Origin of the sequence: Gemmiger sp., from assembly GCF_036306485.1 — a bacterium.
GTDB lineage: Bacteria > Bacillota > Clostridia > Oscillospirales > Ruminococcaceae > Gemmiger.
This window is the reverse complement of record NZ_JAXJZK010000037.1, coordinates 1-16,700: the sequence shown is the minus strand read 5'-3', so window position 1 is coordinate 16,700 and position 16,700 is coordinate 1. Positions and strand designations below refer to the sequence as shown.

Annotated in this window: 10 protein-coding genes; all 10 read left to right on the top strand. The window is 61.0% G+C overall.

Annotated features, from left to right (window positions below):
* Positions 1–10: 10 nt before the first annotated feature.
* Positions 11–796: an ABC transporter ATP-binding protein gene (locus U0L91_RS07640; RefSeq protein WP_330045777.1), complete on the top strand. Its 786-nt coding sequence runs from the start codon at positions 11–13 to the stop codon at positions 794–796.
* The gene (locus U0L91_RS07635) at positions 796–2,664 is read left to right on the top strand and encodes a glycosyltransferase family 2 protein (protein WP_330045775.1); all 1,869 of its coding nucleotides are present in this window, start codon (positions 796–798) and stop codon (positions 2,662–2,664) included. Before U0L91_RS07640 ends, U0L91_RS07635 begins: the two co-directional genes overlap by 1 nt.
* 12 nt (positions 2,665–2,676) lie before the next feature.
* Positions 2,677–2,880, top strand: coding sequence for a kinase to dihydroxyacetone kinase (locus U0L91_RS07630; protein WP_330045773.1), 204 nt, complete (start codon positions 2,677–2,679; stop codon positions 2,878–2,880).
* A 32-nt stretch (positions 2,881–2,912) separates the two neighbouring features.
* The gene (locus tag U0L91_RS07625) at positions 2,913–4,757 is read left to right on the top strand and encodes a glycosyltransferase family 2 protein (RefSeq protein WP_330045771.1); all 1,845 of its coding nucleotides are present in this window, start codon (positions 2,913–2,915) and stop codon (positions 4,755–4,757) included.
* Positions 4,758–4,924: 167 nt separating this feature from the next.
* The gene (gene rpsO, locus U0L91_RS07620; RefSeq protein ID WP_330045769.1) at positions 4,925–5,197 is read left to right on the top strand and encodes a 30S ribosomal protein S15; all 273 of its coding nucleotides are present in this window, start codon (positions 4,925–4,927) and stop codon (positions 5,195–5,197) included.
* A 183-nt stretch (positions 5,198–5,380) separates the two neighbouring features.
* Positions 5,381–7,537, top strand: a complete 2,157-nt coding sequence (locus U0L91_RS07615) for a polyribonucleotide nucleotidyltransferase (RefSeq protein ID WP_330045767.1) — start codon at positions 5,381–5,383, stop codon at positions 7,535–7,537.
* Between the two features lie 160 nt (positions 7,538–7,697).
* The gene (gene pflB / locus U0L91_RS07610; protein WP_330045766.1) at positions 7,698–9,950 is read left to right on the top strand and encodes a formate C-acetyltransferase; all 2,253 of its coding nucleotides are present in this window, start codon (positions 7,698–7,700) and stop codon (positions 9,948–9,950) included.
* A gap of 5 nt (positions 9,951–9,955) precedes the next feature.
* Positions 9,956–10,744 (top strand): pyruvate formate-lyase-activating protein, encoded by a 789-nt coding sequence (pflA, locus tag U0L91_RS07605; RefSeq protein ID WP_330045764.1) that lies wholly within the window; start codon positions 9,956–9,958, stop codon positions 10,742–10,744.
* A gap of 46 nt (positions 10,745–10,790) precedes the next feature.
* Positions 10,791–11,006 carry a hypothetical protein gene (locus tag U0L91_RS07600; RefSeq protein WP_330045762.1) on the top strand — a complete coding sequence of 72 codons (216 nt, stop codon included), beginning with the start codon at positions 10,791–10,793 and terminating at the stop codon, positions 11,004–11,006.
* A 121-nt stretch (positions 11,007–11,127) separates the two neighbouring features.
* Positions 11,128–16,700, top strand: a 5,573-nt coding sequence (locus U0L91_RS07595) for a right-handed parallel beta-helix repeat-containing protein (RefSeq protein ID WP_330045760.1), incomplete at its 3' end; no start/stop codon positions are given.

Sequence of the window (16,700 nt, the reverse complement as noted above, 5' to 3'; positions counted from 1 at the left end):
GGGGGCTGCTATGAGCAACGTACAGAACGGCCGGCCCATCATCTCGATCGAACATGTCTCGATGCGGTTCAACCTGGCCAAGGAAAAGCACGAGAGCCTCAAGGAATATTTTGTGGCGCTGCTCCACGGCGGCGTCCGTTTTGATGAGTTTTTCGCCCTGTCCGATGTCAGCTTTGACATCCAGCCCGGCGACTTTTACGGCCTGATTGGACTCAACGGATCGGGCAAATCCACCCTGCTCAAGATCATCTCGGGCGTCTACAAGCCCAGTTCCGGCAGGGTCGTGGTCAACGGCACGATTGCGCCGCTGATCGAGCTGGGCGCCGGCTTCGATATGGACCTGACCGCGCGGGAGAACATCTACCTCAACGGCACGGTGCTCGGCTATACGCCCAAATATATCGACTCCAAATTCAACGATATTGTGGAATTCTCGGAGCTGCAGGAATTTCTTGACGTTCCGCTCAAAAACTATTCTTCGGGCATGGTGGCGCGCCTGGCCTTTGCCGTGGCAACGATGACCAAGCCGGACATCCTGATCGCTGACGAAATTCTGTCGGTGGGAGACTTCCTGTTCCAGCAGAAATGCGAAAAGCGGATGGCCGAGCTGATGAGCGGCGGCACCACGGTGATTCTGGTCAGCCACTCCATTGACCAGATCGAGCGGATGTGCAACAAGGTGGCCTGGCTGGACCATGGACATCTGCGCCGCAACGGCCCCACCGCCGAGGTGACGGCGGAGTACCGCAAATTCCAGCGCAAAGACGCCATGAAGGCAGACAAGGTGGAAGGCTGATGGCAGAACAAACGAACCGTCCGGCCGATGTGGCCGCCCAGGACAGCGTCGGCGGGATGGCCCGCCGGCTCCTCAATCCGGCCCATCTGCGGGATCTGGCGCATCGCAGCGCCGTCACCCTGCGGGAGCAGGGGGCCCAGCAGCTCTGGCGGGATGTTGTTTTCCGGGTGGGACTGGCGTTCCATCACGATTCCTGGCAGCACCGTGCCGACCTGCCGCTGCGGCGGGAACTGCGCGCCCAGCGTGCCGATGCCCGTCCCGGCCCGCGGATCAGCATTGTGGTGCCGGTGTACAATACGCCGGAGTCCTTCTTCCGTCAGATGCTGAACAGCGTCCGCAAACAGACCTACGCCAACTGGCAGCTGGTCCTGGTGGACGCCTCCGATGCCGCCCATCCCGCACCGGGAACACTGGCCCGGCGGGCCGCGGCCAAAGACAGCCGGATTCTCTACCGCAAGGTGGAAAACGCCGGCATTGCGGGCAACACCACGGCCGGCTTTGCCGCGGCCAGTGGGGAATATCTGGCACTGCTCGATCATGACGATCTGCTCTACCCCAATGCCCTGTATGAGTGTGTGCAGGCCATCCGCCAGGGGGCGGAACTTGTCTACAGTGACGAGATCGTTCTCTCGGCGGACCTGCGCCATCTGGGCGGCTACCATTTCAAACCGGATTTTGCGCCGGACTATCTGCGGGGCGTCAACTATATCACCCATCTGGCGGTGTTTTCCCGCCCGCTGCTTGAGCGGGCCGGTGCCTGGGAATCCAGCGACTTTGACGGCGCGCAGGACCATGACCTGCTGCTGCGCCTGACCGAGAACACAACGCCCGACCGGATCACCCATATCAAAAAGGTGCTGTATATCTGGCGTAGCCACGCAGGGTCCACGGCGTCCGGCATGGAGGCCAAACCCTACGCCCTGGCCGCCGGCGTCCGCGCCATCGACGCCCAGCTGGAACGGCTGCAGATGCCCGGCAAGGCCATGGAGGTCCCCGGCGCGCCCGGCGCCTTCCAGGTCCGGTATGAGCTGACGGGCCACCCGCTTGTCAGCGTGCTGATCCCCAGCAAGGACCATACCGAGGATCTCGAACGCTGCCTGCACAGCCTCTATGCCAATGCCGGCTATGACCGCTTTGAGGTCCTGGTATTGGAAAACAACTCCACCGATCCCGACACCTTCGCCTATTACCGCACCCTGGGGCAGCGGTATCCCAACTGCCGGGTCCTGACCTATACCGGCGCGTTCAACTTCTCCGCCGTCAACAACTTCGGCGCCAGACAGGCGGCAGGGGAGCACCTGCTGCTGCTCAACAACGATATTGAAATTCTATCCCCGGACTTCCTGCGGGAATTGCTCTCCTATTCGCAGCGCGACGATGTGGGAGCCGTGGGCGCCAAACTCTACTACCCCGACGATACCATCCAGCATGCCGGCGTCATCATGGGCATCAACGGCTCGGCCGGACACAGCCATAAGAGCTACCCCCGCAAGGCGGTGGGCGATCTGTATCGCCTTGTGACGACCCAGAACTATATGGCCGTGACCGGTGCCTGCCTGATGACCAAGGCGTCGCTCTACCGCGAGGCCGGCGGTCTGGATGAGGAAAAGTTTGCCGTCGCGTATAATGATGTCGATTACTGCCTCAAGCTGTGGAAACGTGGTCTGCTCAACGTCTTTACCCCGCGGGCCGAGGCATATCATTATGAGAGCAAGAGCCGCGGCCTTGACACCACGCCGGAGAATGCGGCCCGCTATGCCCGGGAGAAGGCCAACTTCTACGAGAAGTACCGGGAATATATCGACAACTACGATCCGTACTATAACCCCCATTTCAACAACCTGTTTGAAAATTTCGGACTCAAATAAAGAGACTGCCCGGTGAAGAATCGTTTTGACACCCGGTGGCAGGACCTGGACGAGGACAGCATCCGGGAGGGTATCCTCCGCTGTGCCGAGGGGGACGAGGATGCGTATCATACCGACACACCGTGGAAGGTGCTGGAATATGCCGCCGGTCCGGGAGATCTCCACACGATCCTCCTGGACAATATGGAGCGGCAGGCCAAGGGGCTGTACGGCTGATCCGCCGCCCCGCATAAGAAGGAGCCTAGGCGATGAATCTGCAAGCAAAACGCATCAAGGAACTGTTCGGGTATGCCCGGACGCTGACCCGGGAAGAGGGCGTCGGGCCGATGATGCGCCGTGCGGCGGGCTTTTTCAGCCGCCGCCTGCTGGGCCGGCGCAGCCGGTATCTGCCCTGTGCCAAAGTGCTGGATGCCGAGCGGATGGACCTGGAAGCCGCCGCGTTCCCGACCATCTCGATCCTCACGCCGCTGTACAATACGCCGGAACGCTTCCTGCGGGAATTCCTGGACAGCGTCCAGAACCAGACCGCGCCCAACTGGGAGCTCTGCCTGGCGGATGCCTCCGACGAGGAGCACGCCGCGGTCGGACAGCTGGCGCGCCAGCGCGCGGCGGAGGACCCCCGCATCCGCTACTGCAAGATCTCCAACCGCGGTATTGCCGCCAACACCAACGAGGCCGCCAAACTGGCCACCGGAACCTATCTGGCACTGGCCGACCATGACGACCTGCTGGCACCGCATGCCATCTACTGCATGGGCCGCCTGCTGGCTAGGACCGGGGCGGATTTCGCCTACAGTGACGAGGCATTGTTCCGCAAGTCTCCGCGCACGGCCCATGTTGCGCATTTCAAACCGGACTATGCGCCCGAGTACCTGATGGCCTGCAACTACATCTGCCATCTGGCGGTGTTCCGCCGCACCCTTTTCGAGGAGGTGGGCGGCGAGCGCAGCGAGTGCGACGGTGCACAGGACCATGACCTCTTCCTGCGGATGATCGACGCCATGCAGCGCCGTGATCCCGATGCCGCACCGCTTCATCTGCCGCAGGTCCTGTACTATTGGCGGGTCCATGCGGCCTCCACCTCGGGCGGCACCGGTGCCAAACCGTATGTTGTCCAGGCGGCGCAGCGCGCTGTGGCCGATCATCTGGCCGCCACCGGACGCAGCGGCACCGTGGAGGAGGGGCGGTTCCCCGGAACCTGCCATGTGAACTGGACGCTGCCCGATCCGCCGCCGCTGGTCTCCATCCTGATCCCCAACAAGGACCACACCGACGATCTGGAAAAATGTCTGTTCAGCCTGTATTCCCGTACCTTCTATGACCGGTTCGAGGTCCTGGTGCTGGAAAACAACTCCACTGATCCCGCCACGCCCGCCTACTACAAGACGCTGCCCGACCGGTATGAAAACTGCCGCGTTGTGGCCTATACCGGCAGCTTCAATTTCAGCCGCATCAACAACTTCGGCCGCAAGTTTGCCCACGGACGGCTGCTCCTGCTGCTCAACAACGATATTGAGATCCTCAACGGGGACTGGCTGACCCAGATGGTGGCCGAGACCATCCAGCCCGGCGTGGCGGCCTGCGGTGCGATGCTCTATTATCCCGACGATACCATCCAGCATGCCGGCATCATCACCGGGCTGGGCGGCTATGCGGGCCACAGCCACAAGTACCACAAGCGCGGCGGCAGCGGCTATATGTTCCGGCTGGCGACGGTGCAGGACTACTCCGCCGTGACGGCGGCCTGCCTGATGGTTCGCACCGAGGCGTATGACGCCGTGGGCGGTATGGATGAAAAGTTTACCGTCGCCTTCAATGACGTGGACTTCTGCCTGCGTCTGCGCCGGAAAGGCTGGCGCATTGTCTGGACACCCTACGCGGAACTGTGCCACCACGAGAGCAAATCCCGCGGCTCGGATGAGAAGGACCCGGCCAAAAAAGCGCGCTTTGCCGGCGAGCAGGCCCGCCTGTACGAGGTCCACGGCAAACAGACCATCCTGCATGATCCCTACTACAATCCGTCGCTGAGCCTCGATTACGAGGATTTCCGCGAAAGCGCCGATCTGCGCAACCTGAAAAACGTGACGCTGTAAAGTTTCCGGCTTGTCCGTGTAAAATTCTTCTTGTCAAGTGTGCCCGGATGTGCTATACTCTAAGATGTTACCGCGGCCCGGCTTTGGGTGTATGCCCCGTGTCGGGGAGCCTTGATTGCCCTTTGCTGCGCCGTTGGCAAATATTATAAAAGCGAGGTATTACTACTATGAGCCAGAAGTCTGCTATCGAAAAACAGCCGATCATCACCAAGGCCGCCATCCATGAGGGCGATACCGGTTCTCCGGAAGTCCAGGTTGCGCTGCTGACCGCGCGCATCAACCACCTGACCGAGCACCTGAAGACCAACAAGAACGACAATCACAGCCGTCGTGGTCTGTTCAAGATGGTCGGCCGCCGTCGTAACCTGCTGGCCTATCTGCAGAAGAAGGACATCAACCGTTACCGTGCCCTGATCGCTGAACTGGGTCTGCGCAAGTAATTCGCAAAAACGGGCAGGGCGCACCAAGCGCCTTGCCCATTTTTTGTTTTGTACAACAAGCTGCCTGCATGATTTGTGCAGTAAATCGAGCGCCCCGGCCGGGACCCGGACGTTGGATTTATTGCTCAAAGCATGCCGTGCGCTTCGTAAATACAGCAAAAGCAAAAAAGAAGGAGAATCCCTATGGCACTGGAATTTGCATCCCGGAAAGAAACTTTCCCCCACTACCGCAAATTTGAGACCACCTTTGCCGGCCGCCCGTTCGTGGTGGAAACCGGCAAACTGTGCGGCCTTTCCAACGGCAGCGCTTTGATTCGCTACGGTGAAACCTGTGTCCTCTGCAACGTCACCATGAGCGAAAAACCGCGTGAAGGTGTGGACTTCTTCCCCCTGAGCGTCGAATTTGAAGAAAAACTCTATGCCGCCGGCCGCATCCCCGGCAGCTTCATGCGCCGCGAAGGCCGCCCCGGCGAGCATGCGATCCTGTCCTCCCGCGTGGTGGACCGTCCGATCCGCCCGCTCTTCCCCAAGGATATGCGCAACGACGTCTGCGTCACGATGACCGTCATGAGCCTGGACCCCGACAACTCCGCCGAGATCGCCGGCATGAACGGTGCGTCGCTGGCCATTGCCATGTCGGACATTCCCTGGAACGGACCCATCGCCGGTGTGGCTGTCGGCTATGTGGATGGCGAGATTGTCCTCAACCCCACCAAGGAGCAGCGTGAGCGCTCCGACCTGGCCCTGACCCTGGCCGCCAGCATGGACAAGATCGTCATGATCGAGGCCGGCGCCAACGAGGTCAGCGAGGAAGTCATGATGGACGCCATCAAGACCGGCCATCAGGAAATCAAGAAGATGCTGACCTTCATCAACGGCATTGTGGCCGAGATCGGCAAGCCCAAGAAGACCTTCACCCCGGTCGAGCTGGACCATGCGCTGCTGGCCGATGTCTATGAGAAGCACCTCGACGAAGTCAAGGCCGCCATGGACACCGATGACAAGAATGTCCGTGACGCGGCGCTGCTGCCCATCATGGATGCCATCGCCCAGGAACACCCCGAGCTCTCCGCCTCCGACCTTGACCTGATCAGCTACAAGCTGCAGAAAAAGGTGGTCCGCACCTGGCTGCTGGAGGAAGGCAAGCGCGTGGACGGCCGCGGCATCAATGAGATCCGCCCGCTGGCCGCCGAAGTCGGTCTGCTGCCCCGGGTTCACGGTTCCGGCCTGTTCACCCGCGGCCAGACCCAGGCCCTGACCATCTGCACGCTGGGCTCCACCAAGGATGCCCAGACGATGGACGACCTCAGCGATACCCCCACCAAGCGGTATATCCATCATTACAATATGCCGCCGTACTCCACCGGCGAAGCCCGCGCACCCCGCAGCCCCGGCCGCCGCGAGATCGGCCACGGCGCCCTCGCCGAGCGTGCGCTGCTGCCCGTCCTGCCCTCCATGGAGGAATTCCCCTACACGATCCGCTGCGTCTCCGAGATTATGAGCTCCAACGGCTCCACCTCCCAGGCCTCCATCTGCGGCTCCACGCTGGCCCTGATGGATGCCGGCGTGCCCATCAAGGCCCCCGTTGCCGGCATCTCCTGCGGCCTGATCACCGACGGTGATCCCCTCAAGGGCGGCCGCTGGATGACCATGCTGGACATCCAGGGTGTCGAGGACTTCCACGGCGACATGGACTTCAAGGTCGGCGGCACCCGCCGCGGCATCACCGCCATCCAGATGGACATCAAGGTGGACGGCCTGACCTACGACATCATCGCCGAGGCGCTGGAAAAGTGCCGCAAGGGCCGTCTGTATATCCTGGACGAGATCATCAAGCCCTGCATCGCCGAGCCCCGTCACGAGCTCTCCAAGTATGCGCCCAAGATGTTCAGCATGCAGATCCCCGTGGACAAGATCAAGGACGTCATCGGCAAGGGCGGCAAGGTCATCCAGGAGATGTGCGCCAACTTCAACTGCAAGATCGACGTCGAGGAGGACGGCCACGTCTTCATCTCGGCTGTGGATCAGGAGGACGCCAAGCGTGCCATCGCGACGATCAAGACCATCGTCGAAGATCCCGAGGTCGGCGCGATCTACAAGGGCCGCGTGACCCGTCTGATGAACTTCGGCGCATTCGTGGAGATTGCTCCCGGCAAGGAAGGCCTGGTCCATATCTCCAAGCTGGATGATCACCGCGTCGAGCATGTGGAGGATGTCGTGGCCGTGGGCGATCCCATCATCGTCATGGTCACCGACATCGATCAGCAGGGACGGATCAATCTGTCCCGCAAGGATGCGCTGGCTGCCATGGCAAAGAAGCGCGCCCAGAAGCAGAACTAAAGGTATCAAGGCAGGGTCCCCCCTTCGCGGGGGACCTCGCTTTGCTTTCCGATACCGGATGCCATGCTTCGTTGCTGCGGCAACATCGTGCGCCGGGCCCGGAATGATAGAATGTCCGTGTAAGAAGTTTGGAGACTCACAGCAATACAGGAGGTTACTTATGGTAGAGTTTGAACAGTGGGACGGGTTTGAAGGACGGATCTGGAAAGAGGAAATCAACGTCCGGGATTTCATCCAGAAAAACTATACGCCCTATGACGGCGACGAAAGTTTTCTGGCAGGCCCCACCGAAGCAACCGATCGTCTCTGGACCGCACTGCAGGCTTTGCAGAAGGAGGAGCGCGCCAAGGGCGGCGTTCTCGATATGGAGACCGAAGTGGTTTCCGGTATGACGGCCTACGGCCCCGGTTATATCGACGAGAATCTGAAGGATCTGGAAAAGATCGTCGGCCTGCAGACCGACAAGCCGCTCAAGCGCGCCTTCATGCCCTACGGCGGCATCAAGATGGCGGAGCAGGCCTGCACGACCTACGGCTATACCCCCAACCCGCGCCTGCATGAGATTTTCACCAAGTATGCGCGTACCCATAATACGGCGGTGTTTGACGCCTATACGCCGGAAATGAAGAAGGCCCGCCACAGCCACATCATCACCGGTCTGCCGGATACTTACGGCCGCGGCCGCATTGTCGGCGACTACCGCCGTGTGGCGCTGTACGGTGTGGACTTCCTCATCCGGGAGAAGGAACATGACTTCGCCAACTGCGGCGACGGCACGATGACCGATGACATCATCCGCCTGCGGGAGGAGATCGCCCTGCAGATCCGTGCCCTCAAGGAAATGAAGGAGATGGCCCAGATCTACGGCTTTGACATCTCCCAGCCCGCCGCCAATGCGCGTGAGGCCGTCCAGTGGCTTTACTTCGGCTACCTGGCCGCCATCAAGACCCAGAACGGCGCCGCAATGAGCGTCGGCCGCATCTCGACCTTCCTGGACATCTACCTCCAGCGTGATCTGGACCGCGGCCTCCTGACCGAGACCGAGGCACAGGAACTCATCGACCATCTGACGATGAAGTTCCGCATGGTCAAGTTTGCCCGCATCCCGAGCTACAACCAGCTGTTCAGCGGCGACCCCGTCTGGGCCACCCTGGAAGTGGCCGGCATCGGTATGGACGGCCGTTCGATGGTCACCAAGACGGACTTCCGTTTCCTGCACACGCTGGAGAACATGGGCCCGGCTCCGGAACCCAACCTGACGGTGCTGTACTCCTCCGCGCTGCCCGAGACCTTCAAGAAGTACGCCGCCAAGATCTCCATCAACACGTCCAGTGTCCAGTACGAGAACGACGACGTCATGAAGCCGGTCTGGGGCGACGACTATTCCATCTGCTGCTGCGTCTCGGCCACCCAGACCGGCAAGGAGATGCAGTTCTTCGGTGCCCGTGCCAACCTGGCCAAGTGCCTGCTCTACGCCATCAACGGCGGCGTGGACAGCAAGCTGCATGAGCAGGTCGGCCCCGCCTATGCGCCGATCACCAGCGAGTACCTGGACTATGACGAGGTCATTGCCAAGTATGATGTGATGATGGACTGGCTGGCCGGACTGTATGTCAACGTGCTGAACCTGATCCAGTACATGCATGACAAGTATTACTATGAGGCCGCCGAGATGGCCCTCATCGACACCGATGTGCGCCGCACCTTTGCCACCGGCATTGCGGGCTTCTCCCATGTGGTGGACTCCCTCAGCGCCATCAAGTACGCCCATGTCAAGACTGTGCGTGACGAGACCGGCCTCGTCGTGGATTATATCACCGAGGGCGATTTCCCGCGCTACGGCAACGACGATGACCGTGCCGACTCCATCGCGGTCTGGCTGCTCAAGACTTTCCTTGAGAAGATCAAGCGCCGCCACACCTACCGCAACTCCGAGCCGACGACTTCCATCCTGACCATCACCTCCAATGTCGTCTACGGCAAGGCCACCGGTGCAATGCCGGACGGCCGCAAGGCCTACACGCCGTTCGCGCCGGGTGCCAACCCCGCCTACGGCGCCGAGCAGAACGGTCTGCTGGCCTCGCTGAACTCGGTGGCCAAGCTGCCCTATCACTGGGCACTGGACGGCATCTCCAACACCCAGACCATCAGCCCCGACGCGCTGGGCCACAGCAGCGGCGAGCGGGTGGACAACCTGGTGCAGGTGCTGGACGGCTACTTTGACCAGGGTGCCCATCACCTGAACGTCAACGTCTTCGGCACCGAAAAGCTGATCGACGCGATGGAACATCCCGAGAAGGAAGAGTACGCCAACTTCACCATCCGCGTTTCCGGCTACGCGGTCAAGTTCATCGACCTGACCCGCGAGCAGCAGATGGATGTCATTGCCCGTACCTGCCACAAGAAACTGTAAGATTTATGGAACAACACAACAGACTGCTCGGCCGGATTCATTCGGTCGAAACCTTCGGCCTGGTGGACGGGCCTGGCGTCCGGTACGTCCTGTTTCTGCAGGGCTGTGCCATGCGGTGCCAGTACTGCCACAACCCCGAAACCTGGGCCTGCGGGGTAGGGGAGGAGCAGACGCCGTCCCAGGCACTGCAGAAGGCGCTGCGCTACAAACCCTACTGGAAGAACAACGGCGGACTGACCGTCAGCGGCGGGGAACCGCTGCTCCAGGCGGAATTTACCGCCGAGCTGTTCCGACTCGCCAAGGCCAAGGGCGTTCATACCGCACTGGATACCGCTGGCCAGCCCTACACCGAGGCGGAACCCTGGCACAGTACCTTTGAGTGTCTGATGCAGAACACTGACCTCGTGATCCTCGACCTCAAGGCGTTCGACGCAGAACTCCACCGCCGTCTGACCGGCCATGACCCGGCGTCCATCCAGGCGATGGCACGCTGGCTCTCCGACCACGGCAAAGCCCTCTGGATTCGCCATGTGCTGGTCCCCGGCCTGACCGACGGCGAGGAGGACCTGCGCCAAATGTCGGAGTTTATCCATGGCCTTGCCACGGTGCGGCGGGTGGAAGTCCTGCCGTACCACACGCTGGGCGTCTACAAATGGGAGAAACTCGGCGTCCCGTATCCGCTGCAGGACGTGCCGACCCCGGATGGCCGGGCGGTCCGCCGCGCGGAAGAACTGCTGCAGGTCTGGGCCTATCCCGACGCCACCCCCGAACAGCGCGAACTCAAACCCCAATAATCTGCAAACCACCCTTCCGATCCTCGCCGATCGGGAGGGCGGTTTTTTGTGGTGCGAATTGCAAAAACGCGCAGATTTTGCCGCCGGAAACACAATTTGTGCCACCAGTGACAAAATGAGTTTGCCACTGCAAAATCTGCACGTTTTGCAACATGAATTGGTAAAAATACGCGCTTTTTGTTCCGGGCAATACCGTACAAAAACAGGGAAAATTCTTTGTGAAAAACGCTATTTTTACAAAAAATATCCCGCTTCAGCTTGATATATGTGAAAAATGGCGTACAATGAAAGCTGAAATTGACCCGAAACCATTTTTTGAAAACGTGCAAAAATTGCTGCCTGCGCACGGGCAAAAAGAGGACTTCGGGGGAAGGAGAGAAAAGATGAAGCAAAAGACTCACCACAATGGCAGTCGCAAAATTGTTTCGGCGCTCCTCTCGGCGGCGCTGGTGTTCGGTACACTGCCGACCGCCGTCCTTGCCGAGGAAGCCCCTCCGGCGGAGCAGACGTACACTGAGATTGCGACGGCAGAGACAGCGGACAGCGAATCCACCGGCACGGAATCCCCCGTGCAGCAGGATGCTGCGCTGTATGGAGGAAGCACAGTGGATTATACGCAGGGATTTGAACTGTGGTTCAATCCTGATGGCGCCACCGGCATTTCGGCGGGCCAGCAGGGAGAGTATCCCGTGTACGCCATGGAGAACATGGCCGCCAAGCAGAACAAGGTTTCCTATAACGGGGTGGAGTATTGCACCGTGCAGGGAACCACCAATCCCACGCTGGAAGGCTCCAAGCCCAACGGCGCCGTGCCCGATACCGGTGCCGTGCTGTATGTGACGGCGCCGGCCGACGGCAAGGTGACGGTCTACGGCAAGAACGGTGCCGGCAAGCAGTTCTATGCGGTCAAGGCCGGAACGGACGGCACGCAGCAGACCGTTGCGGATGGGGTGGGAGAATCCGTGTTCCCCTGCACCGTCACCTGTGCGGCGGGGGAGACCATCTACTTCTACGCCCAGGGTTCCAAGGCCGAGTTTGCCGGCGTTGTCTTTGAAAAGGGCAGCGAGTCCGGCGGCGATGAGGAACCGACGCCCACCGAACACGACTGGCAGTTTATCGCGTTCGGCACCTCCACCAGCTCTTCGGTCAATACGATCGGCGAAAACTCCGACATCAACGGGGAAGTCCGTCTGAATTCCGCAACCTTCAATGCGGACGGCACGATCAAGAGCAAGGGCGGCAAGTTCGTGGCAGACTCCCCGGCCGACGGTGTGAGCTTCTACTACACCACCATTGACCCGACCCGGGAGAACTTCTATCTGCAGGCCGATGTGACTGTGGATCAGATGAACCCCAATCCGGACGGCCAGGAAGGCTTCGCCCTGCAGGTCCGTGACTCGATCAGCGGTTCCGGCTCCTACTTCTCCAACCAGGCTTCGGTGACCGGCACCAAGCTGCCCAGCGATGCGATGAACGGCACCAACGAAGTCAAGGACATGGTCGGCGTGCGCGATTATACCGGCATCGTCAGCAATGAGACGGCGGCCGACAACGCGGTCAATGCCTACCGCTGGGGCTTTGACGCCGACGGCAAACAGATCGAGGTGGGCCAGACCTACCGCGTCAGCCTGGAAAAGACCGCCAACGGCTATGTCTCCACCCAGTACGCCATCCAGGAGGATGGCTCCACCGGCGAGGTGCTGGGCAGCTATACGCTGTACATCCCCGCCAAGGACGCCGACGCGCAGACCGTCTCGTCCTACAGCGAGCTCAATGACCCGATGACTGTGCAGGAGAGCAATACCGCCTATGTGGCCCTGGCAGTGGCCCGCGGCATGAACTGCACCTTCCGCAATATCGTATTCCGCACGTCGGAGTGGAAAGCGTCGGACTGGACGCCGCAGCCCACCAACTATGTCGACCCGGATTACAGCATCACCAGCCCTGCCACCTGCGCCGAGGACAGCTATACGCTGGTCTTCCGTGCCAATGCGGACGGCACGGCCAAAATCTCGGCGGACGGCACCGTGCTGGATGAAGCGGTCGAGATTACCCATGATACGCCGTTCAGCAAGGCCTATCCGATCTCCGGTCAGACCACCTTCACGGTGGAATTCACCCCCGATCCGGAGTATGTCATCAGCGCCTATGAGAAGCTGAGCGATTACAGCACAAAACAGATCAGCAAGACCATCAGCCACCGGACTCTCGGCAGCGACAATACCGTGTATGTGGCGCCGGACGGCTCCTCCCAGAACGGCGGCACCTCGATGGAGGATGCCGTGGATCTGCAGACGGCGCTGTGCTATGCCTCTGCCGGCCAGACCGTTCTGCTGAAGAGCGGCACCTATCCGATCGACGGAGCGCTGAATATTGAACGCGGCCGGGACGGCACCGAGGAAGCCCCCATCACGATGACGACGGAGGACGGCAAGTATGCCACGCTGGACTTCGGCGGCACGGGCACCGGCTTCACGGTTTGGGGCAACTACTGGCATATCAGCAAGATCAACATCACCAACACCGCAGACGGCAGCAAGGGTATGCAGCTTTCGGGCAGCCACTGTGTGCTGGAGCGGATGAACTTCTTCAACAACGGCAACAGCGGCCTGCAGGTCAGCGGCTCTTCCACCGAGACCATCGCCATGTGGCCGAGCTACAACACCATCAAGGACTGCACCTCGATGAACAACGCGGACCGCGCGATGGAGGATGCGGACGGCTTTGCCGCCAAGCTGACCACCGGCGAGGGCAACGTGTTTGACGGCTGCATCTCCGCATATAACGCCGACGACGGCTGGGATCTCTTCGCCAAGGCGGCCACCGGTTCCATCGGTTCGGTGACCATCCAGAACTGCGTGACCTACCGCAACGGCTACCTGATGCTCAAGAGCGAGCCGGTCACCGGCAATCCGTTTGATTTCCCCGATGTCACCTGTGACGACAACGGCAACCTGAGCTTCTCCGGCGTGAACGTCACGATCCCCGCCGGCAACGGCAACGGCTTCAAGATGGGCGGCACCAACCTGCCGGGCGATCACCACCTGATCAACTCCATCTCCTACGACAATGCCGCCAAGGGCATCGACTCCAATTCCTGCACCGACATCAAGGTCTGGAACTGCACCTCCTACAACAACGAAAGCTACAACGTCGCCATGTACACCGGCAACAAGTCCGCCGTGACGGATTACCTTGCCAGCGGTGTGCTCTCCTTCCGTCAGGGAACCAGCATCCGGGAACAGCTGGAACCGCAGGGCCAGAGCAGCTCCGATCTGTACGGCGCCAACAACTTCTACTGGGATACCTCCAGCAAGACCAGCCACAACACCGCCTCCAAGCCGGTCACGGTGCAGGCCAGCTGGTTTGAAAGCCTGGATACCTCCGTCCAGCCCACCCGCAACGAGGACGGCAGCATCAACATGCACGGTCTGCTGCTCCTGACCAGCGAGGGCCTGGCCTATGAAGCCGGTGCCCGCGGCGCGGCCTGGGGCCAGGAAGAGCCCAAGAAGGCCACCATCTGGGTGGTGGGCGACTCGACGCTCTCCGGCTTTGACGACAGCTACTACCTCCCGCGGGAAGGCTACGGCGAGGAACTGTCCAGCTACCTGAATGCCGATGTCTACAACCTGGCCATCTCGGGTACTTCCAGCAAGGATTTCACCACCAAATCGAACTACACCACGCTGCTCTCGGGCAGCGACACGGTCCCGGCCATGGGCAGCGTTACCGATACCGACCAGTTCCTGATCATCGGTTTCGGCCACAACGACGAAAAGACCGAGGAAGCGCGCTACACCAACCCCAACGGAGATTATCTGACCGAAGGCAGCTTCGCCAACAGTCTGTACACCAACTACATTCTTCCCGCGCAGCAGGCCGGTGTGACGCCGATCCTCTGCACGCCGATTGCCCGCCTGACGGACGCCAACACGACCGAGAGTTACCAGGGCGAGTCCGGCCACATCACCTCGGATACCGTGATCGGCGATGTGACCTTTGAGGGCGGCGACTACGCGCAGGCCATCCGCAATATGTGCCAGGCACTGGATCTGACCTGCCTGGATATGACCGCGCGCACGATCGAGGAGAACGTGGCGCTCGGCGATGGTGCCCAGTGGCTGCATGCCTGGACCGGCGCCAAGAAGGATGCGGAAGGCAATGTGACCCCGACCGGCCTTGACAAGACCCATACCAATGCCTACGGCGCCAAGTTCAATGCCTGGCTCGTGGCGGATCTGGCCCAGGGCACGGCGCTCGGTGCATACAGCAAGAACAAGGAAAAGCCGACCTATGAGGCCTGCTTTGCCGATTCCGTCAACCCGGATTTCGTGTTCAGCGACTATACGGCTCCCACGACGACCAGCACGGTATGGCCCGCTTTCACCGATGAGAGCGGCACCACCTGGAACGGCACCGTCTTCGGCGATGTGGGCGGCCAGAGTAACATCCCCGATACGCCCACCGGCGGCGACTTCACCGCTGCCATTGATGGGCAGAGCCTGACGCTGGAGGTTGCCAACAACCGCGGCAAGATTGCCTCCGCGACCGACGGCCTGATGATGTACTATGTCAAGCTGCCCGCCGGCACGCCCTTCACGCTGACGGCCAAAGCGACCATCAACAGCATTGCGGCCAACAACCAGGTTTCCTTCGGTCTGATGGCCCGCGACGATCTGTACATCGATACCGATACCAAACAGCTTCTCGGCGACTATGTGGCCGCCGGTACCCGCAACCAGGGCGCTGTCAACGGCTTCGGCCGCAAGAGCCAGGCCCTCTATGACGGCCCCGCCGCCACGGCGGTGTACAACACCGGCGATACCGTCAGCCTCAAGCTGGTCGGCACCGCCGACGGATTCACGCTGACCTACGGCGATAACGAACCGGTTTCCGCCGGCTTTGACTACGCCCTGACTGCCATCGATCCCGACAATATCTATGTCGGTCTGTATGTGGTCCGCAACGTGAATGTGACCTTCTCGGATATTCATCTCGAGGTGGAAGGCTCCGTCGAGCCCGAACCGACGGCCGCGCCCACTGCAGAGCCCACCGCCGAACCGACGGCCGTGCCCACTGCTGAACCCACCGCCGAGCCGACGGCAGAGCCCACTGCCGAGCCGACCGCCAAGCCGACGGCTGAGCCCACCGCAGAGCCGACCGCCAAGCCGACGGCTGAGCCCACTGCAGAGCCGACCGCCGAACCGACGGCAGAGCCCACCGCAGAGCCGACCGCCGAACCCACTGCCAAGCCGACCGCTGCGCCTACCGCAAAGCCGACCGCTGAACCCACGGCAGAACCCACCGCTGCCCCGACGGCTGCTCCCACCGAGGAGCCTGTCCTGAACGGCTGGGTCACCGAGGACGGTAAGGAATACTGGTACGAGAACGGCGTCAAGCAGGGTACCGAGGGCCGCGGCAAGGAGATCTATGATCCCGAATCCGATGGCTGGTACTGGCTGGATGCGATCCAGGGCGGCGCCAAGGCTGTTGCCAAGGATGTCTATCAGGAATCCGACGGCGGCAAGTGGGTCCGCTACGATGCCAATGGCAAGATGGTCAAGGGCTGGGATAAGACCGAGGCCGGCAACTACTACTTCGATCTGATCACCGGAGCCATGTACAAGGGCCAGGTAGAGATCGGCGGAATTCCGTGCTGGTTCGACGATGTGACCGGTATCGGCAAAGACCTTGTCTGGCTGCATGAGAACGGCAAGGATTACTGGTACGAAGGCGGCATGCGTCAGGGCCTGGTAGGCCGCGGCAAGGAGATCTATGATCCCGCCACGGATGCCTGGTACTGGCTGGATTCGATCCAGGATGGCGCGAAGGCCGTGTCGAAGGATGTCTATCAGGAATCCGACGGCGGCAAGTGGGTCCGCTATGATGCCAATGGCCAGATGGTCAAGGGCTGGCAGATCACCAAGGAAGGCCGCTGCTACTTCGATCCGATCAG